Annotated in this window: 24 protein-coding genes and 1 tRNA gene; 12 read left to right on the forward strand and 13 right to left on the reverse strand. The window is 64.5% G+C overall.

Annotation, left to right across the window (positions count from 1 at the left end; genetic code table 11):
- The first annotated feature begins 60 nt into the window (after window positions 1-60).
- Window positions 61-501: a Zn-ribbon domain-containing OB-fold protein gene (locus AC5Y49_RS19690; protein WP_499890061.1), complete on the forward strand. Its 441-nt coding sequence runs from the start codon at window positions 61-63 to the stop codon at window positions 499-501.
- Window positions 498-1,700: a lipid-transfer protein gene (locus AC5Y49_RS19695; RefSeq protein WP_499890065.1), complete on the forward strand. Its 1,203-nt coding sequence runs from the start codon at window positions 498-500 to the stop codon at window positions 1,698-1,700. Before AC5Y49_RS19690 ends, AC5Y49_RS19695 begins: the two co-directional genes overlap by 4 nt.
- A 12-nt stretch (window positions 1,701-1,712) precedes the next feature.
- Here the strand turns inward: AC5Y49_RS19695 and AC5Y49_RS19700 are convergent, their stop codons facing one another.
- Window positions 1,713-2,327 (reverse strand): ANTAR domain-containing response regulator, encoded by a 615-nt coding sequence (locus tag AC5Y49_RS19700; protein ID WP_499890069.1) that lies wholly within the window; start codon window positions 2,325-2,327, stop codon window positions 1,713-1,715.
- A gap of 100 nt (window positions 2,328-2,427) precedes the next feature.
- Between AC5Y49_RS19700 and AC5Y49_RS19705 the strand changes: the two genes are divergently transcribed.
- Window positions 2,428-2,501, forward strand: a tRNA-Leu gene (locus AC5Y49_RS19705).
- A 3-nt stretch (window positions 2,502-2,504) separates the two neighbouring features.
- Here the strand turns inward: AC5Y49_RS19705 and AC5Y49_RS19710 are convergent.
- Window positions 2,505-3,344 (reverse strand): alpha/beta fold hydrolase, encoded by an 840-nt coding sequence (locus AC5Y49_RS19710; protein WP_499890073.1) that lies wholly within the window; start codon window positions 3,342-3,344, stop codon window positions 2,505-2,507.
- Between the two features lie 60 nt (window positions 3,345-3,404).
- On the opposite strand from AC5Y49_RS19710, the gene AC5Y49_RS19715 reads away from it, so the two are divergent.
- Genes AC5Y49_RS19715 through AC5Y49_RS19725 form a run of 3 tightly spaced genes read left to right on the forward strand, consistent with a single transcriptional unit; the run spans window position 3,405 to window position 5,895 of the window.
- Window positions 3,405-4,034 (forward strand): TetR/AcrR family transcriptional regulator, encoded by a 630-nt coding sequence (locus tag AC5Y49_RS19715; protein WP_499890078.1) that lies wholly within the window; start codon window positions 3,405-3,407, stop codon window positions 4,032-4,034.
- Window positions 4,034-4,540 (forward strand): DUF488 domain-containing protein, encoded by a 507-nt coding sequence (locus AC5Y49_RS19720; RefSeq protein WP_499890080.1) that lies wholly within the window; start codon window positions 4,034-4,036, stop codon window positions 4,538-4,540. The genes AC5Y49_RS19715 and AC5Y49_RS19720 overlap by 1 nt, the downstream gene beginning before the upstream one ends.
- A gap of 23 nt (window positions 4,541-4,563) precedes the next feature.
- Window positions 4,564-5,895: an adenylate/guanylate cyclase domain-containing protein gene (locus AC5Y49_RS19725; RefSeq protein ID WP_499890082.1), complete on the forward strand. Its 1,332-nt coding sequence runs from the start codon at window positions 4,564-4,566 to the stop codon at window positions 5,893-5,895.
- Between the two features lie 10 nt (window positions 5,896-5,905).
- On the opposite strand, the gene AC5Y49_RS19730 is transcribed toward AC5Y49_RS19725, so the two are convergent.
- The 3 genes from AC5Y49_RS19730 to AC5Y49_RS19740 all read right to left on the reverse strand — a co-directional run bounded on the left by AC5Y49_RS19730 (window position 5,906) and on the right by AC5Y49_RS19740 (window position 8,328).
- Window positions 5,906-6,541 (reverse strand): hypothetical protein, encoded by a 636-nt coding sequence (locus tag AC5Y49_RS19730; protein WP_499890086.1) that lies wholly within the window; start codon window positions 6,539-6,541, stop codon window positions 5,906-5,908.
- Between the two features lie 128 nt (window positions 6,542-6,669).
- The gene (locus tag AC5Y49_RS19735; protein ID WP_499890090.1) at window positions 6,670-7,908 is read right to left on the reverse strand and encodes a hypothetical protein; all 1,239 of its coding nucleotides are present in this window, start codon (window positions 7,906-7,908) and stop codon (window positions 6,670-6,672) included.
- Between the two features lie 132 nt (window positions 7,909-8,040).
- Window positions 8,041-8,328 carry a hypothetical protein gene (locus AC5Y49_RS19740; protein ID WP_499890253.1) on the reverse strand — a complete coding sequence of 96 codons (288 nt, stop codon included), beginning with the start codon at window positions 8,326-8,328 and terminating at the stop codon, window positions 8,041-8,043.
- A 145-nt stretch (window positions 8,329-8,473) separates the two neighbouring features.
- On the opposite strand from AC5Y49_RS19740, the gene AC5Y49_RS19745 reads away from it, so the two are divergent.
- The 6 genes from AC5Y49_RS19745 (at window position 8,474) to AC5Y49_RS19770 (ending at window position 15,634) form a co-directional block, all read left to right on the forward strand.
- Window positions 8,474-9,103: an HdeD family acid-resistance protein gene (locus AC5Y49_RS19745; RefSeq protein WP_499890093.1), complete on the forward strand. Its 630-nt coding sequence runs from the start codon at window positions 8,474-8,476 to the stop codon at window positions 9,101-9,103.
- 113 nt (window positions 9,104-9,216) lie between these two features.
- Complete coding sequence (locus AC5Y49_RS19750; RefSeq protein WP_499890096.1) at window positions 9,217-10,674, forward strand: cytochrome ubiquinol oxidase subunit I; 1,458 nt, start codon at window positions 9,217-9,219, stop codon at window positions 10,672-10,674.
- A 23-nt stretch (window positions 10,675-10,697) separates the two neighbouring features.
- Entirely contained in the window at window positions 10,698-11,738 is a 1,041-nt protein-coding gene (cydB, locus tag AC5Y49_RS19755; RefSeq protein WP_499890100.1) for a cytochrome d ubiquinol oxidase subunit II, read from the forward strand.
- 77 nt (window positions 11,739-11,815) lie between these two features.
- Window positions 11,816-13,396 carry a thiol reductant ABC exporter subunit CydD gene (cydD, locus tag AC5Y49_RS19760; protein ID WP_499890254.1) on the forward strand — a complete coding sequence of 527 codons (1,581 nt, stop codon included), beginning with the start codon at window positions 11,816-11,818 and terminating at the stop codon, window positions 13,394-13,396.
- The gene (gene cydC, locus AC5Y49_RS19765) at window positions 13,383-15,047 is read left to right on the forward strand and encodes a thiol reductant ABC exporter subunit CydC (protein WP_499890102.1); all 1,665 of its coding nucleotides are present in this window, start codon (window positions 13,383-13,385) and stop codon (window positions 15,045-15,047) included. Before cydD ends, cydC begins: the two co-directional genes overlap by 14 nt.
- A gap of 35 nt (window positions 15,048-15,082) precedes the next feature.
- Window positions 15,083-15,634 carry a DUF4190 domain-containing protein gene (locus AC5Y49_RS19770; RefSeq protein ID WP_499890104.1) on the forward strand — a complete coding sequence of 184 codons (552 nt, stop codon included), beginning with the start codon at window positions 15,083-15,085 and terminating at the stop codon, window positions 15,632-15,634.
- Between the two features lie 8 nt (window positions 15,635-15,642).
- Here the strand turns inward: AC5Y49_RS19770 and AC5Y49_RS19775 are convergent, their stop codons facing one another.
- The 8 genes from AC5Y49_RS19775 to trpB form a co-directional block, all read right to left on the reverse strand.
- Complete coding sequence (locus AC5Y49_RS19775) at window positions 15,643-17,040, reverse strand: bifunctional lysylphosphatidylglycerol flippase/synthetase MprF (RefSeq protein ID WP_499890106.1); 1,398 nt, start codon at window positions 17,038-17,040, stop codon at window positions 15,643-15,645.
- 134 nt (window positions 17,041-17,174) lie between these two features.
- Entirely contained in the window at window positions 17,175-18,017 is an 843-nt protein-coding gene (locus AC5Y49_RS19780) for an acyl-CoA thioesterase II (RefSeq protein WP_499890256.1), read from the reverse strand.
- A 24-nt stretch (window positions 18,018-18,041) separates the two neighbouring features.
- Window positions 18,042-19,460, reverse strand: coding sequence for a pyruvate kinase (pyk, locus tag AC5Y49_RS19785; RefSeq protein WP_499890110.1), 1,419 nt, complete (start codon window positions 19,458-19,460; stop codon window positions 18,042-18,044).
- A 29-nt stretch (window positions 19,461-19,489) separates the two neighbouring features.
- Complete coding sequence (locus AC5Y49_RS19790) at window positions 19,490-19,876, reverse strand: DUF2752 domain-containing protein (RefSeq protein ID WP_499890114.1); 387 nt, start codon at window positions 19,874-19,876, stop codon at window positions 19,490-19,492.
- Complete coding sequence (locus AC5Y49_RS19795; protein ID WP_499890117.1) at window positions 19,866-20,252, reverse strand: NINE protein; 387 nt, start codon at window positions 20,250-20,252, stop codon at window positions 19,866-19,868. Before AC5Y49_RS19795 ends, AC5Y49_RS19790 begins: the two co-directional genes overlap by 11 nt.
- A gap of 27 nt (window positions 20,253-20,279) precedes the next feature.
- On the reverse strand, window positions 20,280-22,199 hold the full coding sequence (lgt, locus tag AC5Y49_RS19800) for a prolipoprotein diacylglyceryl transferase (RefSeq protein WP_499890119.1): 1,920 nt from the start codon (window positions 22,197-22,199) through the stop codon (window positions 20,280-20,282).
- On the reverse strand, window positions 22,199-23,008 hold the full coding sequence (gene trpA / locus AC5Y49_RS19805; protein WP_499890124.1) for a tryptophan synthase subunit alpha: 810 nt from the start codon (window positions 23,006-23,008) through the stop codon (window positions 22,199-22,201). Before trpA ends, lgt begins: the two co-directional genes overlap by 1 nt.
- Window positions 23,005-24,279 carry a tryptophan synthase subunit beta gene (gene trpB, locus AC5Y49_RS19810; RefSeq protein WP_499890126.1) on the reverse strand — a complete coding sequence of 425 codons (1,275 nt, stop codon included), beginning with the start codon at window positions 24,277-24,279 and terminating at the stop codon, window positions 23,005-23,007. The genes trpA and trpB overlap by 4 nt, the downstream gene beginning before the upstream one ends.
- Window positions 24,280-24,286 lie beyond the last annotated feature (7 nt).

Below are 24,286 nucleotides of genomic sequence, written 5' to 3' on the forward strand. Positions count from 1 at the left end.
CCGCCGCCGTAAAACTGCAACACGTTTCAGTTTTGCAGTGGTTGTCGGTACGCTGGCTCAGTGCCAACAGCTACCCACCAAGAGCCGGCAATCGAGGGCTGGTTCGCCACCGACGAGTCCGGGGCGCCCCATCTGATCGGCGCCAAGTGCCCGCAGTGCGGCACCTATGTGTTCCCGCCCCGGGCCAACAACTGCCCCAATCCGGCGTGTGACAGCGACGTCCTCGAATCCGTCCCGCTGTCGCGGCGCGGCAAGGTATGGAGCTACACCGAAAACCGCTATCCGCCGCCGCCCCCCTATCCCGCGGCTGACCCGTTCGAGCCATTCGCGATCGCCGCGGTGGAATTGGCCGACGAGGGTCTGATCGTTCTGGCCAAGGTCGTCGAGGGCACGCTGGCCGCCGACCTGAAGGTCGGCATGGAGATGGAGCTAACCACGATGCCGCTGTTTACCGACGACGACGGTGTGCAGCGCCTGACCTACGCCTGGAGGATCCCGTGACCACGCCTGACCCGGTGTACATCCTGGGTGCGGGCATGCATCCCTGGGGCAAATGGGGCAACGACTTCACCGAATACGGCGTGGTGGCTGCCCGCGCCGCCCTGGCCGAGGCCGGGCTGGACTGGCGGCAGATTCAGTTGGTGGCCGGCGCGGACACCATTCGCAACGGCTATCCCGGGTTCATCGCGGGGTCGACGTTTGCCCAGAAGCTGGGATGGAATGGCGTGCCGGTGTCATCGTCGTATGCCGCGTGTGCCAGCGGGTCGCAGGCCCTGCAGAGCGCCCGGGCGCAGATTCTGGCCGGGTTCTGCGACGTGGCGCTGGTGATCGGCGCCGACACCACGCCGAAGGGCGCGTTCGCCCCGGTCGGTGGCGAACGCAAGAACGACCCGGACTGGCAGCGGTTCCACCTCATCGGGGCGATGAACCCGGTGTACTTCGCCCTGCTGGCCCGCCGCCGGATGGACCTCTACGGCGCGACGGCCGAGGATTTCGCGCAGGTGAAGGTCAAGAACTCGCGGCACGGGCTGCAGAATCCGAATGCCCGCTACCGCAAGGAATCCGCGGTCGAGGATGTGCTGGCCAGCCCGGTCGTCGCCGACCCGCTGCGTCAGCTCGACATCTGCGCTACTTCCGACGGCGCGGCGGCGGTGATCGTGGCCAGCGCCAAGTTCGCCCGCGAGCACCTGGGCTCGCTCGACGGTGTGCCGTCGGTGCGCGCGGTCAGCACAGTCACGCCGCGTTACCCGCAGCATCTTCCCGAATTGCCCGATATCGCAACCGATTCCACCGCCGTGGTGCCCGCACCCGAGCGGTTGTTCAAGGACCAGATCCTTGACGCTGCCTACGCCGAAGCCGGCGTCGGGCCCGAGGACGTGAGCCTGGCCGAGGTGTACGACTTGTCCACGGCGCTGGAGCTGGACTGGTATGAGCATCTCGGCCTGTGCGCCAAGGGTGAGGCGGAGGCGCTGCTGCGCAGCGGCGCGACGACGATCGGCGGCCGGGTGCCGGTCAACCCGTCGGGCGGACTGGCCTGCTTCGGCGAAGCCATCCCCGCGCAAGCGATCGCCCAGGTCTGCGAGCTCACCTGGCAGCTGCGGGGACAAGCCACCGGTCGCCAGGTCGAGGGCGCAACCGTCGGCATCACCGCGAATCAGGGTCTATTCGGCCACGGCTCCTCGGTGATCGTGGCGCGGTAGCCGCTGCCCTGGCTAAGCGGTATCCGTATCGAGGGTCTCCAGCACCACTTCGGCGACCCGTTTCATGGTGGTCCGCCGGTCCATCGCGGCCCGCTGAATCCACTTGAACGCCTCCGGCTCGCTCATGCCCTGCTTGGCTTGCAGCAGGCCTTTGGCTCGTTCGACGAGCTTGCGGGTTTCCAGCCGGTCGGACAGCGTCGCCACTTCGCGTTCCAGCGCGCTGATCTCGCTGAATCGGCTCAGCGCTAATTCGATCGCCGGAACCAGGTCGCTGGCCGTGAAGGGTTTCACCAGGTAGGCCATTGCCCCGGCGTCGCGGGCTCGCTCGACCAGGTCGCGCTGGCTGAACGCGGTCAGCACCACGATCGGCGCAATGCGTTTGGTGGCGATCTCCGATGCGGCGTCGATGCCGTCACGTCGCGGCATCTTCACATCCATGATCACCAGGTCGGGTTGGAGTTGTTCGGCCAGTTCGACGGCTTCCTGGCCGTCGCCGGCCTCGCCGACGATGTCGTAGCCCTCTTCGCGCAGCATTTCGGCCAGGTCGAGCCGGATGAGCGCCTCGTCCTCGGCGATCAGCACCCGGCGCGGGGCGGGAGCATCAACATCTGTCGTTGAGCCGGTCATGACGCACATTGTGTCGTGGGTCGCTGTGAGCGACGACCGCGGGGTTGTGAGCAGAGGCAGGTGTCCGAATCCTCTAAGGTGGGATGCCGTAGACAGCCACGCCCTCGTATCCCAACTGGCAGAGGAAACGGATTCAAAACCCGTACAGTGTGAGTTCGAATCTCACCGAGGGCACCGTCACGTCCGATGCGCTGCCGGTTTTCGTTCCAAGAGACCGAGCAGCGCCGACGTCACCTCGTCCGGCCGTTCTTCCATGATGTAGTGATCAGCGCCGCCAAGCCGCGTCAGGGTGGCGTCCGGGATCCGCACGGCCAACTCGAGCGCGGTGTCCAACGGAATGTATGGATCGCGGTCGCCCCAGATGATCGCAGTCGGACAATCGATTTCAGCGAGCCCGTCTGCAAGACGAGATATCCGCGGCAGGTGATAGTGCGCGAAGAACTCGACGAATGTTTTTCTGCCGCGCGCGTCGTCCATCCAACTGAGATATTCGTTTTCCAACATCGCGTCGAAGCAGCCGAGTTGCCGGTAGCGACACAGCGCATAGTGATGAATGCTTCGAAGCGGCAGCCGCCGGAGGAGACCGGGCGAATGGACGGCCGCCCAGCACTGTGCGACGGAGAACCGGTAGAACCACGGCTGAAAAACGCTGTGCCCGCGGGTGTTCAATAACGCCAAGCGCCGCACTCGCTCTGGATACCGCATCGCGTAGCCAAGTCCGAGGAAGCCGCCATAGTCGTGTGCGACAAGATTGAATTGCCCCAGGCCTAACGCTTGCACCAACTGCTCGATTCTTGCGACTTCGGCGTCGTAGGTGGGCGGTGTCGCTGGCGGTTCGGAGCGACCGAACCCGGGCCAGTCAGGCGCAATGACCCGGTGGTTCATCGCTAGGTCCGGAATCTGATGGCGCCAGCAGGATGAACTCTGCGGATAGCCGTGCAGTAGCAGGACAGGTTCTCCGCTGCCCTGGTCGATGAAGTGCACGCGCCGACCGTCGATCTCGCAAACAGAGCTCATTTTGTACAAACTAGTATAAAATTACACCAGACAGCAGCATCGATTGCGGATTGGTACACAATGCCGACATCGGAACCCAAATCGCGGGGCCGTCCCCGTTCCTATGACCCTGACGTGGCGCTGGCCCGCGCGCGCGACACCTTCTGGGGGGCCGGGTACGCCGGCACCTCGCTAGACGAGCTCGCCAGCAGCATGGGCATGAACCGACCGAGCATCTATGCCGCGTTCGGCGATAAGGAAGCGCTGTATCTCAAAGCCGTCGAACGCTATGCGGACGACAGCCGCGCGGCACTGGCATACGAGCTGGCTCAGCCACGTCCGCTCGCCGACGGGCTGCGCGCGGTTTATCACGGCGCGTCGCGCTGGTATCTGGCCGGCGGTGACGGGCGCCGAGGGTGCTTTCTGATCGGCACCGCAGTCACCGAGGCACGCCGCAACGAGAAGGTGCGGGCTGTCGTCGAGTCGACATTCGACGCGTTCACCCAGCTCTTCACCGACCGCTTCGAGCAGGCCGAACGCGACGGCGAGCTGGCACCGCTTGCCCCCGCCGCGCTGGCACAGCTGGCTACCGGCACGCTCAACACCCTGGCGCTGCGGACCCGGACCGGCGCGCAACCGGACGTCATCGACGCGATCATCGACGCGACCGTGCACGTTATCTGTGCCACGGACCAGGGCACCCAGGACTAGTGCTGTTCACCATCGGCCATGGCGCCAAAACCGCTGAGGAGCTGGCCGCGGTGCTGCGCCAGCACGACATCAGGCTGCTGGTCGACGTGCGCAGCTTCCCGGGTTCGCGCCGCAATCCCGACGTCTCCAAGCAGGTCATGCCGGACTGGCTGGGTGAGGCGGGGATCGAGTACAGCCACGAGGCCGATCTGGGTGGGCGCCGCAAGCCCCCAACCACGCCGATACCGCGAGACCGGTGGTGGGAGAACCAGTCGTTTGCCAACTACGCCGCCCACACCCGCACACCGGCGTTTCGCGCCGCATATCAGCAACTGCTGCGAGACGCCGACACCCGCAATGTTGCGATCATGTGCGGGGAGCCGATGTGGTGGCGCTGTCACCGGCGGATGATCGCCGACCTGGCCACCCGCGATGGACGGCTGGTGCAGCACATCATGCCCAATGGGTCACTTTCCGAACACCACACCTCGGAGTGGTTGACCAAGGAATTACCCGAGGAGTTCTGACCGGAGATTGTTAGGCTTTTGGGGTGGCGGCTAAGAAATGCGGCGTGCCACCGGCAAGGACCGCAGGTGCGTCGCGATCGCCGGACTGTGTGGCAGCAGCGCGGGCTCAATCTCGCGCCCGCGTCCAGCACTACGTCGACAGCATCTCGCGACGCCGCCGGGTGCTCAATGTCAACGCCTGGATTGCCGTCATCGTAAGCGTGGCCTTCGAGATTGTCGGGTTTCTGACCGGGCCCGAATGGTGGCGCACCGGGTTAATCAGTATTGTCGCCGCCGCGATCTTCGCGATTGTCCCGTTACTGCACCGTTTCGGGGAACTCGTTGCGCCGCTGACGTTTCTGTGCACGGCATATGTGTCGATTTTTACCATCTGCTGGATCCTGGGCACCGGCACGGGCTTGCAGTTCTTCTTCTTGGTTGCGGCCTGTCTGGTGGTGCTGCAGCTCGGCATCGAACACATCGCCCTAGCGGCCGGCCTGGCGGCTGCCGCCGCCGGGCTGGTGATCGCGCTTGAGTTCCTCGTCCCGCGCGACACCGGAATTCAGCCGCCCGGGGCTCAGTCACTCGGCTTCGTCATCACCACCGTTTCAGCGTGCGTGATGGTGGTGGTGTCTATGTGGTACGCGCTTCGTGATACCGCGCGAGCGGAAGCGGCCATGGAGATGGAACATGAACGGTCGGAAACCCTGCTGGCGAACATGCTGCCCGCAAGTATCGCGGCTCGGCTCAAGGATCCGGCGCGCGATGTCATCGCCGACAAATACGATGACGCCTCGGTCTTGTTCGCCGACATCGCCGGTTTCACCGAGCGAGCCAGCGATGTCCCGCCGGATAAGTTGATCCGTTTCCTGGATCGGCTGTACAGCGACTTCGACGAACTGGTTGATAAACACGGGCTGGAGAAGATCAAGGTCAGCGGTGACTCGTACATGGTTGTCAGTGGCGTACCGTGGCCGCGACGAGACCACGTCGAGGCGCTGGCAGACCTGGCGCTGGACATGGGCGACGTCGCGTCCAGACTGACCGATCGTGATGGTAGCCCGGTTCCGCTGCGTATCGGTCTCGCCAGCGGTCCGGTGGTCGCCGGTGTAGTGGGGTCCCGCCGGTTCTTTTACGACGTGTGGGGCGACGCGGTCAATGTCGCATCTCGGATGGAGTCCACTGATACCGAAGGACGCATCCAAGTGCCCGAGGCGGTTTACCAGCGGTTGAAAGATGACTTCGTGCTTGAGGCGCGCGGTGAAGTCGAGGTTAAGGGCAAAGGCGTGATGCGGACCTGGTATCTCGTTGGCCGTAAGCCTGATACCGGTTTCGACGGCGTCCACGCCGAGGCCCCGCAGACCGCGAGAGTTTGAGATGTACCGCTCACTCGGGGACGAATCGTTCTGTCCGGAGGCGTTCCAGCGCGCGCCCGTCGGTGAGTTCGGCGCGGTTTTCCGGGTGCTTCCAGTAATGACGAATCATCCAGTACAGCGCGGCGCCGCTGGGCGCAAAGCCGCCGGTGTTCCTGAGAACTAGACGCCTTCCGTCCTTCATCACGAAGACGGTGGGATGGCGGGCTTGCTTGTCCGTGTATTCGTCGATGATGTCGACGACATCGATCCACGACCCGACTTGGGTTGTCACGAGGCCGACCAGTTCGAATCCGGACGGCGTCAGCCTCAAATAGCCCACTGTGCGGCGACGGGCGAAGGCGATCAGTCCTCCGCCGGAGAAAGCTACCCCGAGCACGACGAGGATTGGACTGCCGACTCGCCCGGTGTGACTCGACGGTAGGTCGACAACGCCGCGGGGCAGATTAATGAGGTACAACGTGCCGAAAACCGCTATGGCGATCAGCATGATGAAGGCGATCCCAATGAGTATCCGGTCGGGGTGCAGCGTAGTCCCTTGCGAATCGCTTGTTGCACGCAGGGGCGACGTCGCAAACCCGACACGGACTCCAACTACTGCCATGCACGCGCAGAAAACCGCGCCGCCGAGAACGATGACGGCGGTCAAGGGCTGACCATGCTGCAGTTTCTCCACGCCCACTACTGCGGTAGCTATGACGGCGACGCCAAAGAGAGCTGCTCCGAACAGCGATGTGGCGTGCTTGTCGCGCCAATGTGGCGGCTGCGGTAGCTGTGTCATGAGCAGAACGCCTCGCCGACCTTATGCCCGAGCGACTCCATCAACCCGCCGAACACGTACGCGCCTGCCACTGCTCCCATGGGACCCGTGACCACATCGACGCCGGGAAAAGCACCACCGAACGCGCCGCCCGCTACGCCCCCTGCATAATCGCCAGCGATGCCGAACGTTCCGGCAATACCCGCTACACAGGCGTCGTGCAATGTCGGCGCTGAGCCCACCCCATAGATGGTGGTGAGCACGCCCAGCGCTGGGCCCGCATAGCGCGCACCCTTGCCGATATTCTCAACGGCATCCATCGACAATCCCGGGATCCGCCCGCCGCGCTCGGCATAATCCTCTAATCCGGTCAGGGCGCCGCCAACCACCTTGGGCGCCGGTCCGGTGAAAAACGGGTTGTTCGGCGGTAAGACGCCATGGCGACCGTCGGGCAACGTAAAGGCGGCGGTGCGCTGACCGTCGGGCATCATTGAGCCGACGAACTGCGTTCCGTCGGCCCAGTTGATGATCGTCTGAGTCGAGCCATTGGGCGTCTTGGTGGAGCTGGTCTTCGAAATCCAGTTGCCGTTGGCACCCCAGTGTTCGTCGGTCGTCATTTCCGGGACGCCATGGGCGTAGTCGTAGTGGTATTCGGTCACGACATGTTTACTGCCGTCCTGCATGGTGAGTGTTTTGACGTAATGGCCCTCCTTGTCGTAGCCCTGAGTGGTGTCCCGAACCGTCACGGCCATGTCCTCGCCGCGCACCAGTGACTGTTGGTAAAGGCCGGGGCCGGTTGCTGGATTGGGAACCTCGTCCTGCGGTCGCTGCCCACCGGGCGTCATCATTCCGGCCATCCCAGTCGGAACGCTGAATCCGAACCGTTGAGCTGCTGTCGTCACATTCGACGCCGTGGTTTCGTCGGCGCTGCCGACCGCCGTGAGTAACGTGTTTACGGCGCTCTGTTCGGTTACCACCCGCGCGTTCAGCTTCGTTATTTCCTCAGCGGTCAGCGCCGCGGGTTTGATCAGGACGACCCATTGGTCGGTGATGTGAAGGTCGGGGTCCCGGTCAAGCTCATCCGCCTTATTCAGCAACGCGGCCCGGGCGTTACCAATCGGGCCGGCACTATCCGCTAGCGCTTTGCCGACCGCAGCGGCATAGTCCGAAAAGGCTTGAGCTTGCTTGTGGCCGCGGTCGAACATCTGTGTCGCCGCATCATGTGCCGAGCCGGACCACGCCTTGGATTCGGGCATGGTCTTGAGGTTGTTATTGATCCGGTCAACCGCCTCCTCCACCGAGTGGCCGGCTGCTCCGACGGCGGGACCGGTAGAAGACAGTGAGCTTGGGTTCCAGCGTTCAAGCCTTGGGCGCGACGGGAGCATCGATCAGATAAAGAGCTTATTGAAATTGCCCGCCAGGGCGCTGTCGGTGACTTCGTAGCGATCGCCCGCGCCACGCACTGCCACGCCCATGGCACTGACGGCCTGGGCAATCTTGTTGGCGGCTTCAGTCACATGACCGCCGACTAGCTGCGCCGCCCATTGCGTCGTGGAGCCGTCGAGCTGATCTGCCGCGGCAGATGCCTTGTGGCCGGCATCGGCAGACTTGATGAGTTCTGACGCCGTGTTCACCTCACCGGCAAATGCGTGCAATACCTCCGGATCGACCAGGATCCCTACCCCTGCCTCGAAATGGCCTTCTCTCTCAAGCGTCCGCCTGATACTAACCGCCGTTCGGAGTCGTCTCTGCCGCTAATTTCCGTTGTTCGTGACCACCTTCGCGGCCGGCGTCTGACACCCGACGAAACCCAGCGCTGAAATGGCGACCATGTGGGAGAATTCGCAAATGCAACCAACCGCCGTCCCAAACTTGTTGCCGCATTTGTGGAAGTCCACTTTGGTGTCGGGCATTCTGGCGCTGGCCCTCGGCATTTTGACCTTGGTCTGGCCGGGTATAAGCATCCTGGTCGCTGCCATTGTCTTCGGTGCTTACCTACTGGTGACCGGGATTTCGCAGGTGATCTTCGCTTTCAGCCTGCACGTCTCCGCCGGCGGACGGGTGCTGTTGTTCATCAGCGGGGCAGCGTCGCTGATCCTGGCCCTGTTGTGCTTCCGTAGCCTCGCAAATTCGATTCTGCTGCTGGCTATCTGGATCGGCATCGGTTTCATCTTCCGCGGCGTGGCTACAGCGATCTCCGCGACCAGCGACCCGGCGCTTCCGGGCCGCGGCTGGCAGATTTTCCTTGGTGTGATCAGCCTGCTCGCCGGGATCGTGCTGATTGCATCGCCGTTCGAATCCATCGGTGTGCTGGCCATTGTCGTCGGTGTGTGGCTTGTCGTCATCGGTGTATTCGAGATCGTCTCGTCGTTCGGTATCCGCAGCGCATCCAAAGCACTCAACCGCGGGATTGGCCAACCCATATCCAGCGAGCCTTCCGGAGCGATCTGACGAGTACGACCGTGACCTTCACGACATCGTGGTGGATCATCACGCACACAGCTACTACACTGCGTCGTAGTTGGTCGTAGCAGTACGCGCTCCGCAGTTTGGGGAGATGCCAGATGGACGTCGTCGACGTATCGCGGTGGCAGTTCGGGATCACCACCGTCTACCACTTCATTTTCGTGCCGCTAACGATTGGCCTGGCGCCGCTGATCGCCGTCATGCAGACGATATGGGTCGTCACCGACAACGTGGCGTGGTATCGACTCACCAAGTTCTTCGGCAAGCTGTTTTTGATCAACTTCGCACTCGGCGTGGCAACCGGGATCGTCCAGGAATTCCAGTTCGGGATGAACTGGAGCGAGTATTCCCGGTTCGTCGGCGACGTCTTCGGCGCGCCATTGGCCATGGAAGGTCTGGCCGCATTCTTCTTCGAGTCCACCTTCATCGGGTTGTGGATCTTCGGATGGAGCAGGCTGCCCAGGCTGGTGCACCTGGCATGCATCTGGGTTGTCGCGGTCTCGGTCAATGTGTCCGCGTTCTTCATCATTGCGGCCAACTCGTTCATGCAGCACCCGGTCGGCGCGCACTACAACCCGGAAACCAAGCGTGCCGAGTTGGACAGCATTCTGGCTCTCTTCACGAATAACACTGCCCAGGCCGCGGTCTCACATGCTGTCACCGGCGCGTTGCTGACCGGCGGAACATTCGTCGCAGCGGTGTGCGCGTGGTGGATGGTGCGCTCGCACAACGGAACCGCCAGTGACGACGCGCGCACCATGTACCGCCCCGCGACGATTATGGGTTGCTGGGTCGCGCTTGCGGCGGCGGTCGGATTGTTCTTCACTGGTGATGCGCAGGGCAAGTTGATGTTCGCTCAGCAGCCGATGAAAATGGCGTCGGCAGAATCATTGTGCGACACCGCCACCGACCCCGACTTCTCCATCCTGACCGTGGGCCGGCAGAACAACTGCGATGCTCTGACCCGCGTCATCGAGGTGCCGTATGTGCTGCCGTTTTTGGCCGAGGGTCGATTCAACGACGTGACGCTGCAAGGGGTACGCGATATCCAGCGCGACTACCAAGATCGGTTCGGCGCAGGCGACTACCGACCCAACCTGTTCGTCACCTACTGGTCCTTCCGCGCGATGATCGGATTTCTGGCGATTCCGCTGCTGTTCGCGGTGACCGCCTTGTGGTTGACCCGCCGCGGCCGGATCCCTGATCAGCGGTGGTTCTCGTGGTTGGCGTTATTCACCATTCCCGCACCGTTTTTGGCCAACAGCGCCGGGTGGGTATTCACCGAGATGGGCCGCCAGCCCTGGATCGTCGTGCCTAACCCAACCGGCGACCAGCAGGTCCGCCTCACTGTCGCCGAAGGCGTGTCAAACCATGCGCCCGGCATGGTGGTCACGTCGCTGGTGACGTTCACGCTGGTCTATGCGGTTCTGGCGGTCATCTGGTTCTTTTTGCTGAAGCGCTATGTCGTGGAAGGACCGCAGGAACACGACGCCGAGCCGGCACCGCCGAGCCCACCCGACGCCGACGAGGTGGCACCGCTGTCGTTCGCTTACTAGGACAATACGAGAGGAGTTGACCTGTGGCACTTCACCAACTGTGGTTCGGCATGCTCGCGGTGTTGTTCCTCGGATTCTTCATCCTCGAGGGTTTCGACTTCGGTGTGGGCATGCTCATGGAGCCCCTGGCCCGGCTGGGCAGCGGCGACCCGGAAATAAACCGGCGCGCCGCGCTCAACACCATCGGCCCGGTATGGGACGGCAATGAGGTGTGGCTGATCACTGCCGGCGGAGCAATGTTCGCCGCATTCCCCGGCTGGTATGCCACCGTGTTCTCCACGCTCTACCTGCCGCTGCTGGCAATCCTGTTCGGCATGATCCTGCGCGCGGTAGCCATCGAATGGCGCGGCAAGATCGACGACACGCAGTGGCGCGGCTGGGCCGACTTCGGGATCGCGGCCGGCTCCTGGCTGCCCGCGGTGCTGTGGGGAGTCGCGTTCGCCATCCTGGTCCGCGGCCTTCCGGTGGATGCCAACCATCATGTTCACCTGTCCATCACTGATGTGCTCAACACCTATACGGTGCTGGGCGGTTTCGCTACGGCGGGCCTGTTCCTGTTCTACGGCGCGCTGTTCATCGCGCTGAAAACATCAGGCTCGATCCGCGACGACGCGTTGCGGATCGCGGGCTGGCTGTCACTGCCGGTGACGGCACTGGTTGGCGGCTTCGGGATTTGGACCCAACTGGCCCATGGCAAAACCTGGACCTGGCTGGTATTGGCCGTTGCGGTCATCGCGCAGTTGGCAGCGGTAGTATTGGTGACCGGCCGCAAGCGCGAAGGTTGGGCCTTCTGCTGCGCTGCCGTGGTCGTCGCCGCAGTGGTGGTGTTGCTGTTCGGCGCGTTGTATCCGAACCTGGTGCCATCGACGCTGAACCCGCAGTGGAGCGTGACGATCGAGAACGCGTCCTCCACCCCGTACACATTGAAGATCATGACGTGGGCGGCGGCGATCTTCGCACCGTTGGCCATGGTGTACCAAGGGTGGACGTATTGGGTTTTCCGCCAGCGCCTTTCGGCTGACCGGATACCGCCGGCGATCGGGCTGGTAAGGCGATCATCCTGAACGCGAGCAGCCGGGCACCGCTGGACCCGCGACTGTGGCGGCGGTCTGCCCCGCTGCGCAGCTTCTTGGCGGCGACCGTGTGCTGCGGTGTCGTGATCTCCGCCTGCGCGATCGGCTCGGCGATCATCGTGGCACACATTGTCGCTCGGGTAATCACCGATCCCGCCGGACGCAATCTCCTGCAGTGGGCACCGGCGCTGTCGATCCTGTCGGCGTTGTGGGCGCTTCGGACTGTGACGCAATGGTTTCAGGCACGGTTAGGCCAACGCGGGGCCAGCGCGGTGATCGCCGATCTCAGCGGTCAGGTACTCACGGCGGTGACGATGCGAGAACCCCGGCGACAAGCAGAACAGCACGACGCCGCCGCGGTAGTGGTAACGCGCGGGCTGGACGGGTTGCGCCCATACCTCACCGCATACCTGCCAGCGTTGCTGCTGGCGGCGATCCTGACCCCAGCCAGCGTGATCGTGCTGGCAGCCTACGATCTCAAATCGGCGGTGATAGTGCTGATCACCCTGCCGCTTATTCCGGTCTTCATGGTGCTGATCGGCATGGCGACCGCCGACCGCTCTGAAGCTGCACTCGCCGCGATGACCACGCTGCAGGCCCGGCTGCTGGATTTGATCGCCGGGATCCCCACCCTGCGTGCCCTCGGGCGTGCCAGCGGCCCCGAGCATCGCATTGCCGAACTCGGTGCGGCTCACCGGCGTTCGACGATGGCGACGTTGCGGATCGCTTTCCTCTCCGCGCTGGTGCTGGAGCTGCTGGCCATGCTAGGTGTCGCCGTCGTCGCGGTCAGCATCGGTCTACGGCTGGTGTTCGGTGAAATCAGCCTCACTGCGGCGTTGACGGTCTTGCTACTGGTGCCCGACGCGTACTGGCCGCTGCGGCGCATTGGCGTCGAGTTCCACGCCGCCCAGGACGGTCGCGCCGCGGCGGACAAGGCGTTCGCGTTGATCGAGGGCTCAGCGGCCGCGGTGCATGGTTCGCGCACGGTGACCGCCCGCGGCGCGACGATCAGGATCGAGGATCTCAGTGTTGCGGGTCGTGACGGCTGGTCACCGCGTGAACTCAGCGCGGTGCTCGAGCCCGGTCAGGTGACCGTGCTCACCGGGGCCAACGGGGTCGGCAAAAGCACCACCTTGCAGGTGATCGCGGGTATCACCATGCCCACGTCGGGCCGGGTCACCGTTGCCGGTATCGACGTCACCGACTTGGACCCGTCGGCGTGGTGGCGTGAAGTCTCCTGGCTGGCACAGCGGCCGGTAATAGTACCTGGCACCATCGCTGACAACCTGGCTCTGTTCGGCCAACTGCCCGATGGTGAAAGCGCCTGCGCCGCAGCTGGATTTGATGCGGTGCTGGCGGACCTGCCGGATGGACTGCGCACCGTGGTTGGCCGGGGCGGTGTCGGCTTGTCGCTGGGTCAGCGGCAGCGCCTCGGTCTGGCCCGTGCGCTCGGGTCGGCGGCGCCGGTGCTGCTGCTCGACGAGCCCACCGCTCACCTCGATGCGGAAACTGAGGCCGGGGTGTTACAGGCGATCATCGAACGAGCCCGCGCCGGTGCGATCGTGGTGGTTGTCGGACATCGTCAGCAGGTCGTCGGCATCGGTGATCGAGTCGTCGAGGTCTGTGCGGAGGATCATGCCCACGTCTGATGCTTCGCCGACCGCGATACGGTTACTACGCCCGCGCCTGCCGCGGCTGCTGCTGGCCATCACACTCGGCGCACTCTCGTTGACCAGCGCGTTGGCGTTGGCCGGAGTATCGGCCTGGCTGATTACCCGTGCGTGGCAGATGCCGCCGGTGCTGGATCTATCGGTCGCCGTGGTGGCGGTACGAACATTCGCGATTTCCCGTGGGGTACTGCACTATTGCGAGCGGCTGGCCAGCCACGACACCGCACTGCGCGCCGCGGGCACCGCCCGCACCGAGATCTATCACCGCCTGGCGCACGGACCGGCCGAAGTCGCGGCCCGGCTGCACAGCGGCGAACTAGTTGCCCGCGTTGGCACTGATGTCGACCAGTTGGCCGACACGCTGGTCCGCGCCGTGTTGCCCATCAGCGTTGCGGCGGTACTGGCCGTGGGGGCGACGGCCGTCGTCGCGGTCATCTCCGTACCGGCCGCAGTGATCATGGCGCTCTGCCTGCTGGCTGTTGGTGTCGTCGCACCCTGGCTGGCTGCGCGCGCGGCAACCGCCCAGGAAGCCCTGGCGCAGCAGCATCATTCGGACCGAAACGTCTCGGCGATGCTGGCGCTGGACCACGCGTCTGAGCTACGCGTCGGCGGCACGCTGCCCGGCGTTATCACTGAGTCTCAGCAGCGCCAGCGTAATTGGGGCGACGCCATCGACTCCGCGGCAAAACCGGCCGCGATCGCCGAGGCGATGCCGACCGCCGCGATCGGAGTCAGCGTGCTGGGCGCCGCGGTGGCGGGCATCGCCATGGCCGGTACCGTCGCTCCGACGACACTGGCGATTTTGATGTTGTTGCCACTGTCGGCCTTCGAGGCCACGCTGGCGCTACCTGCCGCCGCCGTCCAATTGACGCGGTCACGGCTGGCCGCGCGACGCCTGCGCGACCTGCTTCCCGCAGCGCCGCCGACTAACCGGACCACCCGGGTCACGCCACCGGCTTCGGCAGCGGGCCGACTCCGTGCGGTGGATGTGCGTAGTGGTCATCCCGGGTCGCGCGCGCTGCGCCCCCGGACCATTGATCTGGCCCCAGGCGCGAGGCTCGCCGTCACCGGCGCCAGCGGCTCGGGCAAAACGACACTGCTGATGACGCTTGCCGGGTTGCTGCCGCCGTTGCACGGAGACGTCACTCTCGACGGTGTGCGCCTCGACAACATTGCTGAGCCTGAATTACGCTCTGCAATCGGCTTTTTCGCCGAAGATGCGCATATCTTCGCGACCACTGTGCGGGACAACTTGTTGGTAGCCCGAGGCAACTGCCGAGATGACGAGCTGGCCGCGATACTGCGGCGGGTCGGCCTCGACGGGTGGGTGACCCGCCTCCCCGATGGTTTGGCGACGGTGTTGGCTGGCGGAGCGCAGGCGCTGTCGGCGGGTCAGCGCAGGCGACTGTTGCTGGCCCGAGCGATGATCTCGCCGGCGCGAATCGTACTGCTCGACGAACCGACCGAACATCTCGATGCCGCTGACGCCGAACCGCTTCTGCGTGCTCTCCTCGACCCGACCAGTGGGCTCATCGACGAACAACGATCCGTCGTGGTGGCCACCCACCAGTTGCCCCATTCCATGCACTGTGCCGAACTAGCCATTGGTGATGGCAGGTACCCTGGCTGACAGTCGTCCACGCCGCCCGATCCGGAGAGCGAGCCATGACCGAATTCCCCGACGGACCGTCGGAGAAGCCCGGAACGCCTGAGAAGAGTACGGAAACCGGAACGCCGTACCAGCAGTATCCGTACCCATATCCATATCCGCCCGGCGACTATCTGACGCCACGCCAAACGTATTTCGGTTATCCGACGCCCCCTGTCGCGCCACGGAACGGACTCGGCGTTGTCGCGCTGGTGGTGGCCATTGTTGGACTGGCGATGGTGTGGTCGGTCTTCGGCGGCGTCATCCTCGGAATCGCTGCCGTGGCGGTCGGAATTTTCGGATGGTCGCGGGCCAAACGCGGCCGCGCCAACAATGGCGGAGTCGCCATCGCCGGTATCGCGCTGGGCATCGTGGCGATCGTCGTCGGCTTGGCCTTCATTCCGATCTGGTTTGCGCTTTGGAAAGACGTCGGCGGTGACACCTACTTTGACTGCCTGGAGAACGCCGGCTCGAACCGAACCCGCCAACAGCAGTGCGCGGATCAGTTCCGGGAAAAGGTCCAGAACCGCATCAGCGGCACGCTGACAACTCCCCCGCCCACGCCGTAGGCGCCAGTTCAAAGCCGCCGTCGTCGCGGCATGAACTCTAGCGACATCAGCACGTAGAGCAGCGGAACCACCTGGGTCAATCTCACCAGCGCATAACGCCGGTCGCCCAGCGAACGGAACTTGCGCAGATAGCGGTACAGCGATTCGAGCGCGATCAGTGGGTCGCCAAGGTGAATCAGCCGGTAGAAAATGCTCTGCGTCCGTGAGCGGTGCTTTTCGTCGAAGATCTCCGGGAACGCAGCGAATGCCAACGATAGCCGTTGTGCCCCAGCCTCTTTAGCAGCGTTAACCATGTCGACACTGAGGCGCTCGTCGATTCCGTTGGGCGACCCGCGTCGGCGCCACGGCACGTCAAGAGACAGATCGCTTCCGCCGCCGGCAACCGCGTAGCGGTGGAAGCCCTGCACTCGTCCCGCGGCATCCCTGGCCACGATCAATTGCACCCCTGGGTAGCGACCTTCCAACGCGCCGTCGAGCGCCATCGAAAATCCGCGTTCGGTGTGGGCGCCGCTGGGCGACGCTTTCAGCACTTCGGTCAGTTCGGCAAGTTGCTGCGCGTCAAGGTTCTGTTCGCACAGGATCTCGGTGGTGATACCGCAATTGTGAGTGCGCTTGACGGCCTGACGTAGATTGCGGAACTTACGGCCGACCATTTCGAAGTCGCGCACGTCGATAACGACATCTCGACCGATCGGCACCGCCCGCAACGGCTGTCCCAGCGCGGCTGAGTCGCTCCACAACCCGAGTTTCTGCTCGCTGCAACACAACACCACAATCCGCCAACCGCGGGTGTGGCACATGCCCGCGAAATCGGCGACCAGTTGCGAAAATTGCGCTTCGTCGCCGATCGGGTCACCGCTGACGACGGCATACCCGATGCGGGTGCAGTATGCCAGGGCCGCCTTACCGTCGGAACTGAAGTGGTAGCACTTGCCCACCTGCATGGCGAACGGTGCCAGCGGGTCCCCGGCGGTCGCTTGGATCAGCGCCCACACCTTGGGCAGATCCGCCGGTTGCGGGCGCGCCGATGTTGGCCACATCAGCGCCAGCCCGGTCCCGGCGACCAGTAGATGGCCCAGCAGATCGAAGGACAGCACATGCGCGGCTATGCCGGCGAACAACATGAAGACCGCAACCGCCGCGTGCTTCGCAGTCACCGGACGACCCAGAAAGATGCCACGGGCGATCAGCGCGACCGCGGCCAGCACCGTCAGCGACCATGCCAACCGGCCCGCGGGCTCCCAGTCGGCCTGCAAGTGTTCGCGGACAACGATCGCGATCAACCAGCACGTCGCGCCGAGCAGGGCAAACGCGCCAATCCAGCGCGCCGCGGGCGAATCGACGTGAACGACGACCCGCTCGCCTGCGCGGACGCTGGGGGCGACGCCGACCGACGACTGGTTCACACGCTCCTCCGGTTGCTCCACGTGGCCATTCCGGTCTAGGTGTAATACCCAGAACGCTACGCCTCGACCCTGATTGCTGTACTGGTCTGGCGCGGGTCGCAATCAGATCGTTGCCGTGTGCCGCCGCTCGGTCGTTATCCCCGTGAACTGGGAAAATATTTGACGACGCCTTCCTGCACCACCGTGGCTACTGGCTGTCCGGAACGATCGAAGAAATAACCGGTGCCCAACCCACGCGAATCCGTCGCCACCGGCGACGACGTGGAGTACAGCACCCAGTCGTCGAAATTGACCTGGCGGTGAAACCACACCGAGTGATTGACGGTGGCGGCAAAAATGCGGTCGAATCCCCACGACAGCCCATGGGTGGTGATGATCGAGTCCAGCACCGTGGTGTCCGAGCAGTACAGCATCGTCGCGGTGTGCAGCGTGGGGTCGTCGGGCAGCTTCCCGTCGGCTTTCACCCAGACGCGGTTGTAGTCGAGCCGCTCTCCCTTGTCGCGCATCACCCAGGATGGGTCGTTGGTGTAGCGCCACTCGATCGGCTGCAGTGCGTTGACGAACAACGGAACTTTGTCCTCGTAGCCGCGCAGCTGCTCTTTGACCGGTGTCAAGGCATCCGGTTGGGCGACGTCGGGCGGTTCGATGTTGTGCTCGAGGCCGCGTCCGCCGGACAGGTACGAGATCATTCCGGTCGCCAGCAGCGTGCCGTTCTGCGTCACATCGATGCGGCGGTTGGCGAAGCGGCGTTCGTCGCGCAACCGCAACACCCGGAATTCGATGTCCTTGTCGATGTCGCCGCCGTTGATGAAGTGAACGGAGAACGCGTTGGCCGGCAGGTCGCGGGTCAGTGTGCGACTGGCCGCCACGAACGATTGCGCCATGAGCTGGCCGCCGAAGGTTCGAGGCGGATTTTTGCTCGCGTGCGATCCGATGAAGACGTCGTCGGCCACGCAGTGAAGATCCAGTATCGCCATCAACTCGTCGAAGTCGGACACGTTCTAGACGTCGTCCTCGCCGATGCGGTGCACGTGAATCAAGTTGGTGGAGCCGACGGTGCCGGGCGGGGCGCCCGCGACGATGACGACGAGATCACCGCGTTTGTAGCGGCCAAGATCGAGCAACGCTTTGTCGACTAAACGGATCATCGCGTCGGTGGACTGCATCGTCGGAACGATGAAAGTCTCGGTGCCCCATGTCATCGCAAGTTGGCTGCGCACCTCGGGCAGTGGCGTGAAGGCCAGCAGCGGCAGTGGGGTGTGCAATCGGGCCAGCCGCCGCACAGTATCCCCGGACTGGGTGAATGCGACAAGGGCTTTCGCATCGAGCCGCTCGCCGATGTCGCGCGCGGCGTAGGAGATCACGCCGCGTTTGGTGCGGGGCACGTGCGTCAGCGGCGGTGCGGCTGTCGAATTCTCTTCGACGGCGCAGACAATTCGTGCCATCGTCTGCACTGCGGCGAGCGGGTGCTTGCCGACGGCGGTTTCCCCGGACAGCATCAGCGCGTCCGCGCCGTCCAGCACTGCGTTGGCGACGTCGGACGCCTCGGCGCGAGTCGGGCGGGAGTTCTCGATCATCGAGTCGAGCATCTGGGTGGCGACGATGACGGGTTTCGCGTTCTCCCGGGCCATTTGGATGGCCCGCTTCTGCACCAGCGGGACTTCTTCGAGTGGCAGCTCGACGCCTAAGTCACCTCGGGCCACCATCACGGCATCGAAGGCCAGTACCACCGCTTCCAGATTGTCGATGGCTTCTGGCTTCTCGAGTTTGGCGATCACCGGCACCCGGCGCCCGACGCGGTCCATCACCTCATGCACCAACTCGACATCGGACGGCGACCGCACGAACGACAGCGCCACCATGTCGACACCCAGGTCCAGTGCGAACTCCAGATCCTCAATGTCCTTCTCCGACAAGGCAGGAGCCGACACGTTCATCCCGGGCAGCGACATTCCCTTGTTGTTACTGACCGGCCCACCTTCGGTGACGGTGCAGACCACGTCGTCGCCGTCGATGTCTTCGACCACCAAGCCGACCTTGCCGTCGTCGATCAGAACCCGGTCACCGGGGAGTGCATCTTGGGCCAACTGTTTGTAGGCCGTTGACACTCGATCGTGGCTGCCCGGGCAGTCAGCGACGGTGATCCGCACCGTTTCGCCGTTTGCCCAGTAAGTTGGGCCGTCCGCGAACCGGCCCAAACGGATCTTCGGGCCCTGTAGGTCAGCCAGCAGCCCGACAGCGCGACCGGTGGCGTCCGAAGCCGCGCGAACGCGTTCGTAAGCGGCCTTGTGATCGCTGTAGTCGCCGTGGCTGAAGTTCATTCGGGCGACGTCCATTCCAGCCTCGACCAGCGCTCTGACCGACTCGTCGGTGTTGCTGGCCGGGCCGAGAGTACAGACGATCTTGCCGCGCCGCGTCACGACGACACAGCATAGTCGCGGTGGCCGACCTACCCGGTAACGAGCATCGGAACCAGCGGGAAACCAGGCAGGTTGCGCAGCACGGACCACGCGATTGTGGCGATCACAACAGTGACGATCGCAGGCAACGGCAGTACCGCTTTGTGGCGGTGGCGGCGCAGCACGATCCACGCCGCCAGCAGCGGAAGGCCCATGAGCACAAACATGTTGTCGGCGACTGCGGCGACGAGATCGCCGTGCAGTACGTCGTGCGTCACGCGAAGCCCTCCGCACAACGGGCAGTTCCAGCCGGTGAGCAGCCGGAACGGGCAGGCGGGGTAGATCGAATTTTGCTGATGGGGGTCCACCAGCCCGACGTATGCGACGGCGCCAATTAGCAGCGCGCCAGAACCGATTACACCTCGGCTAGGTTCCATCGCGCAGTGGCCGGCCCTGCGGGTCGCGCACCTTGTCGGTGAGCATCAATACGGCGTCGACGATGCCCCAAATCGCGGCACCGACGCCAAAGGTCACCAGACCCACGATCATCTGCGCGATGCCCAGCCCGGTCTGCCCGATGTAGATGCGGCCGACACCAACGATGCCGACCAGTCCGATCAGCTGAAGAAGGCCGGCCACGACCTTCGATTTGTCCGACAGCGGCTCGCCGGTCACGGGGTGCCGACCGTAGGGCGCCGCCGGGTCGGCAACGTTGCCCGGCGGATACGGTTGCGGTGGCGGCGGCGAATACGGCGGATAGCCCGGTTGCTGCGGACGCGATTCACCAGAAGAGTCGGTCACGTCCTTCAGCATGCCAGTTCCACCGGCGATCGCGGGTCGTTATCTCGTCGACCTGCGCCTTAGCCTGCTCAGCCGCGACCTCCACCCCGTTGGGGTGGGGCTGGCCGGCTCCGTCACGTCCGGCACCGGTTCTTCGGCGTCGTCTTCGACGGCGGGTGGTTCGCTTTCCCCGTCGATGACGTCAGCTGGTTCGGGCTCTTCCTCAGCCTCGTCGGACTCTGCTTCCTCAACCTCAGACTCGGGCGCCTCGGCATCAGCCTCGGCCGCTGCTTCCTCGGCCTCTGCGGGCTCAGGCTTCTCCGCTTCGGCCTCGGGCTCGGCTTCGGCCTCAAGCTCAGGCTCTTCGAGGACAGCTTCCTCAGCTTCAGCTTCGGGCTGCTCGGCGTCGGCCTCCGCTTCTGCTTCCTCGGCCTCCTCCGCTTCGGCCTCGTGCTCGGGCTCCTCGACCTCTGCGGGCTCAGGCTCCTCCGCTTCGGCCTCAGCTTCCTCACCTTCGGCCTCGGGCTCGGCGTCGGCCTCAAGCACGGGCTCGTCGAGCTCAGCTTCCGCAGCTTCGGGCTGCTCGGCGTCGGCCTCCGCTTCTGCTTCCTCGGCCTCCTCCGCTTCGGCCTCGTGCTCGGGCTCCTCGGCTGCGTCTTCTGCCTCTGGCGGCTCAGCTTCGGCCTCAGCTTCCTCACCTTCAGCCTCAGGCTCGGCGTCGGCCACAAGTTCGGGCTCTTCAAGGACAGCTTCCTCAGCTTCGGGCTGCTCGGCGTCGGCCGCTACCTCGGCCACGGCCGCGTCGGCTTCAGCTTCTTCGGCCGCTGCCGCGACCGCCTCCGATTCGTCATCGGCAGCCTGCGTCGCCGCCGTATCGAGCTCCTCGGCCACGGCCGCGTCGGCTTCAGCTTCTTCGGCCGCTGCCGCGACCGCCTCCGATTCGTCATCGGCAGCCTGCGTCGCCGCCGTATCGAGCTCCTCGGGCTCGACCGCTTCGGCTTCCGCCGCAGTCGCCGGTTCTCCGGAATCAACCGACTCCGCAGTACCCGCGCCCGCGGCGGCGGATGCCACAGGTGCAAGCTCCGCAGCCCGCTCCGACTCCGGTTTCTCGGCAGCCGTCGCGGCAGGCGCCGCCAGATCCTCGCGGCCCTTGGGTGCCAGAATGAGATAGACCACGGCACCGATGAAGACGAAAGTCGCTGTGAAGGAGTTGATTCGGATCCCGGCGATGTGGGTCGCAGCGTCGTCGCGTAGCAGCTCGACACAGAATCTTCCGAAGCAATACCCGGCGACGTATAGCGCAAACAGTCGGCCATGCCCGATTCTGAATCGTCGATCGAGATAAATGAGCGCGACGAATACCAGGACGTTCCAGAGTAATTCGTAGAGAAACGTCGGGTGCACGACGACGCACAATTCGCCGGTCGATACGCCGTCAAGTGGTTGTTGGCCGCTACATCCGTACGGGCCGCGGCTGAAGATCTCCAGGCCCCAGGGCAGCGTGGTCTCCCGGCCGTAGAGCTCCTGGTTGAAGTAATTTCCGAGCCGACCGATCGCCTGCGCCAACACAATTCCGGGTGCGATCGCATCAGCGAAGGCGGGCAGCGGGATGCCGCGATTGCGACAGCCGATCCACGCACCGACGCCGCCGAAAGCCACGGCGCCCCAGATCCCTAATCCGCCGTCCCAAATGCGCAAGGTCGCGAGCGGACCTAAGCCGAACTCACCGAAATACGTCCGCCAATCGGTGGCCACATGATAGAGCCGGCCACCGATCAACCCGAAAGGCACGGCCCACAGCGCGATGTCGTAGATGACCCCGCGCTCGCCGCCCCGAGCCACCCACCGCCGATCGCCGATCACCAGCGCGGCCACGATGCCGATGATGATGAACACCGCGTAGGCCCGGATCGGGACGGGTCCAAGATGCCACACTCCTCGTGGCGGACTGGGAAAATACGCAAGAACAGTCGTCGTCATTATGTGGAAATCCTTTGGCGCACACCCACAGCAAGCTCTTCGGTCAGTGCCCGGAGCGCGGTGACGCCGTCGGCCAGCGCTGACACCAGCGCCGAGCCGACGATGACCCCGTCAGCGTATCCGGCGATTTCCGCCGCTTGCTCAGCCGACCGCACACCCAGGCCGACGCCGACGGGTATATCCGAAACCGCTCGTACCCGGCGCACTAACTCGGGGGCGGCCTGCGAGACCGCGTTACGCGCACCGGTGACACCCATGATCGATGCAGCGTAGACGAAGCCCCGTGATGCGTCTGCCGTCGCCGCCAAGCGCTGCGGCGTCGACGACGGCGCGACGAGGAAGATGCGATCCAACCGGTGCTCCTCGGAGGCAGCCAACCACTCGTCGGCCTCGTCGGGGATGAGGTCCGGCGTGATGAGGCCATGGCCGCCGGCCGCGGCGAGGTCCCGCGCGAACGCGTCAACCCCATAGCGCAGCACCGGGTTCCAATAGGTCATCACGACCGCGCGGCCACCGGCGGCACTGATGGCCTCAACAGCGGCCAAGGTGTCTCGCACTCGAACACCGCCACGAAGCGCGACCTCGGAAGCCGTCGCGATCGTCGGCCCGTCCATTCCCGGATCCGAATACGGAACGCCGACTTCGACCAAGTCGCACCCTGATTCGACCAACGCGGTCATCGCGCTGACCGACGCGGGAACGTCGGGGTATCCCGTGGGCAGATAACCGATCAGCGCTGCCCGGTTATCCCCACGGCATGAACTGAAAAGCTCGGCCAGTCGGCTTGCTTCGCTCTGCTCGACAATCACGAACGGCCCTCATCCGATGAACCGGTAAGCAGGCCGAACCACTTGGCTGCGGTTTCGACGTCTTTGTCGCCGCGGCCAGACAAATTCACCACGATCACCGCTCCCCTGCCCATCTCGACGCCCAACTTGAGCGCGCCTGCCACGGCGTGCGCAGATTCGATGGCAGGGATGATGCCCTCGGTGCGGCAGAGCAAACTGAACGCATCCATTGCCTCGGTGTCGGTGATCGGCCGGTACTCGGCGCGGCCGGTTTCTTTGAGCCATGCGTGTTCCGGGCCGACGCCGGGATAGTCCAGTCCTGCTGAAATCGAGTGTGACTCAATGGTTTGACCGTCCTCGTCCTGTAACAGATAGGAGAACGATCCCTGGAACGCGCCCGGCGACCCGCCGGTGAACGTTGCGGCATGGCGCCCGGTTTCGACGCCGTCGCCGGCGGCTTCGAACCCGATCAGCCGAACACCGGGGTCGTCGAGGAACGCGTGGAAAATCCCGATGGCGTTGGATCCGCCTCCGACACACGCTGTCACGGCGTCGGGCAATCGCCCGGCCTGATCCTGGATCTGCACGCGCGTTTCGAGTCCGATGACCCGCTGGAAATCGCGCACCATGGTCGGAAACGGATGCGGTCCCGCGGCAGTGCCGAAGCAGTAGTAGGTGTTGTCGGCGTTGGTGACCCAATCTCGAAAAGCCTCGTTGATCGCATCTTTGAGAGTTTTCGAGCCGGATTCCACCGACACCACCTCGGCGCCCAATAACCGCATGCGGGCCACGTTGAGCGCTTGGCGCGCCGTGTCGACCGCGCCCATATAGATGACGCACTCCAGACCGAGCAGCGCGCACGCCGTGGCGGTCGCCACCCCGTGCTGGCCGGCGCCGGTCTCGGCGATCACCCGGGTCTTACCCATTTGGCGGGCCAGCAAGGCCTGCCCAAGCACGTTATTGATTTTGTGAGAACCGGTGTGGTTCAGGTCTTCTCGCTTGAGGAATATCCGCGCACCGCCAGCGTGCTCGGACAGGCGTGCGGCTTCGTACAGCGGGGACGGCCGACCGGTGTAGTGCGCCTGCAACTTATCGAGGGCGTCCAGGAACCCCTGATCGGTACGGGCCTTGTCGTAGGCCGCGGTGACCTCCTCGATCACCGCCATCAACGCCTCGGCGACGAATCGGCCGCCGTACGCACCGAAATGCCCTCGCGAATCGGGGTCGTGGCTAGTCGGTTCGGCGATGGCCGCGCTGGAACGCGGGAGTTCCGGACCGGAAAAATCTGCCATCACTCAA

This window comes from Mycobacterium sp. NGS62, assembly GCF_059812285.1.

What these genes read in the sequence shown, in the direction of transcription:
- AC5Y49_RS19700 (WP_499890069.1), bottom strand. Translation starts at nt 2,327, where the DNA reads ATGACCGGCTCAACGACAGATGTTGATGCTCCCGCCCCGCGCCGGGTG.
- AC5Y49_RS19710 (WP_499890073.1), bottom strand. Translation starts at nt 3,344, where the DNA reads ATGAGCTCTGTTTGCGAGATCGACGGTCGGCGCGTGCACTTCATCGAC.
- AC5Y49_RS19715 (WP_499890078.1), top strand. Translation starts at nt 3,405, where the DNA reads ATGCCGACATCGGAACCCAAATCGCGGGGCCGTCCCCGTTCCTATGAC.
- AC5Y49_RS19735 (WP_499890090.1), bottom strand. Translation starts at nt 7,908, where the DNA reads ATGCCCGAATCCAAGGCGTGGTCCGGCTCGGCACATGATGCGGCGACA.
- AC5Y49_RS19745 (WP_499890093.1), top strand. Translation starts at nt 8,474, where the DNA reads ATGGCGACCATGTGGGAGAATTCGCAAATGCAACCAACCGCCGTCCCA.
- AC5Y49_RS19750 (WP_499890096.1), top strand. Translation starts at nt 9,217, where the DNA reads ATGGACGTCGTCGACGTATCGCGGTGGCAGTTCGGGATCACCACCGTC.
- cydC (WP_499890102.1), top strand. Translation starts at nt 13,383, where the DNA reads ATGCCCACGTCTGATGCTTCGCCGACCGCGATACGGTTACTACGCCCG.
- AC5Y49_RS19770 (WP_499890104.1), top strand. Translation starts at nt 15,083, where the DNA reads ATGACCGAATTCCCCGACGGACCGTCGGAGAAGCCCGGAACGCCTGAG.
- AC5Y49_RS19780 (WP_499890256.1), bottom strand. Translation starts at nt 18,017, where the DNA reads ATGGCGATACTGGATCTTCACTGCGTGGCCGACGACGTCTTCATCGGA.
- AC5Y49_RS19790 (WP_499890114.1), bottom strand. Translation starts at nt 19,876, where the DNA reads ATGGAACCTAGCCGAGGTGTAATCGGTTCTGGCGCGCTGCTAATTGGC.
- AC5Y49_RS19795 (WP_499890117.1), bottom strand. Translation starts at nt 20,252, where the DNA reads ATGCTGAAGGACGTGACCGACTCTTCTGGTGAATCGCGTCCGCAGCAA.
- lgt (WP_499890119.1), bottom strand. Translation starts at nt 22,199, where the DNA reads ATGACGACGACTGTTCTTGCGTATTTTCCCAGTCCGCCACGAGGAGTG.
- trpB (WP_499890126.1), bottom strand. Translation starts at nt 24,279, where the DNA reads ATGGCAGATTTTTCCGGTCCGGAACTCCCGCGTTCCAGCGCGGCCATC.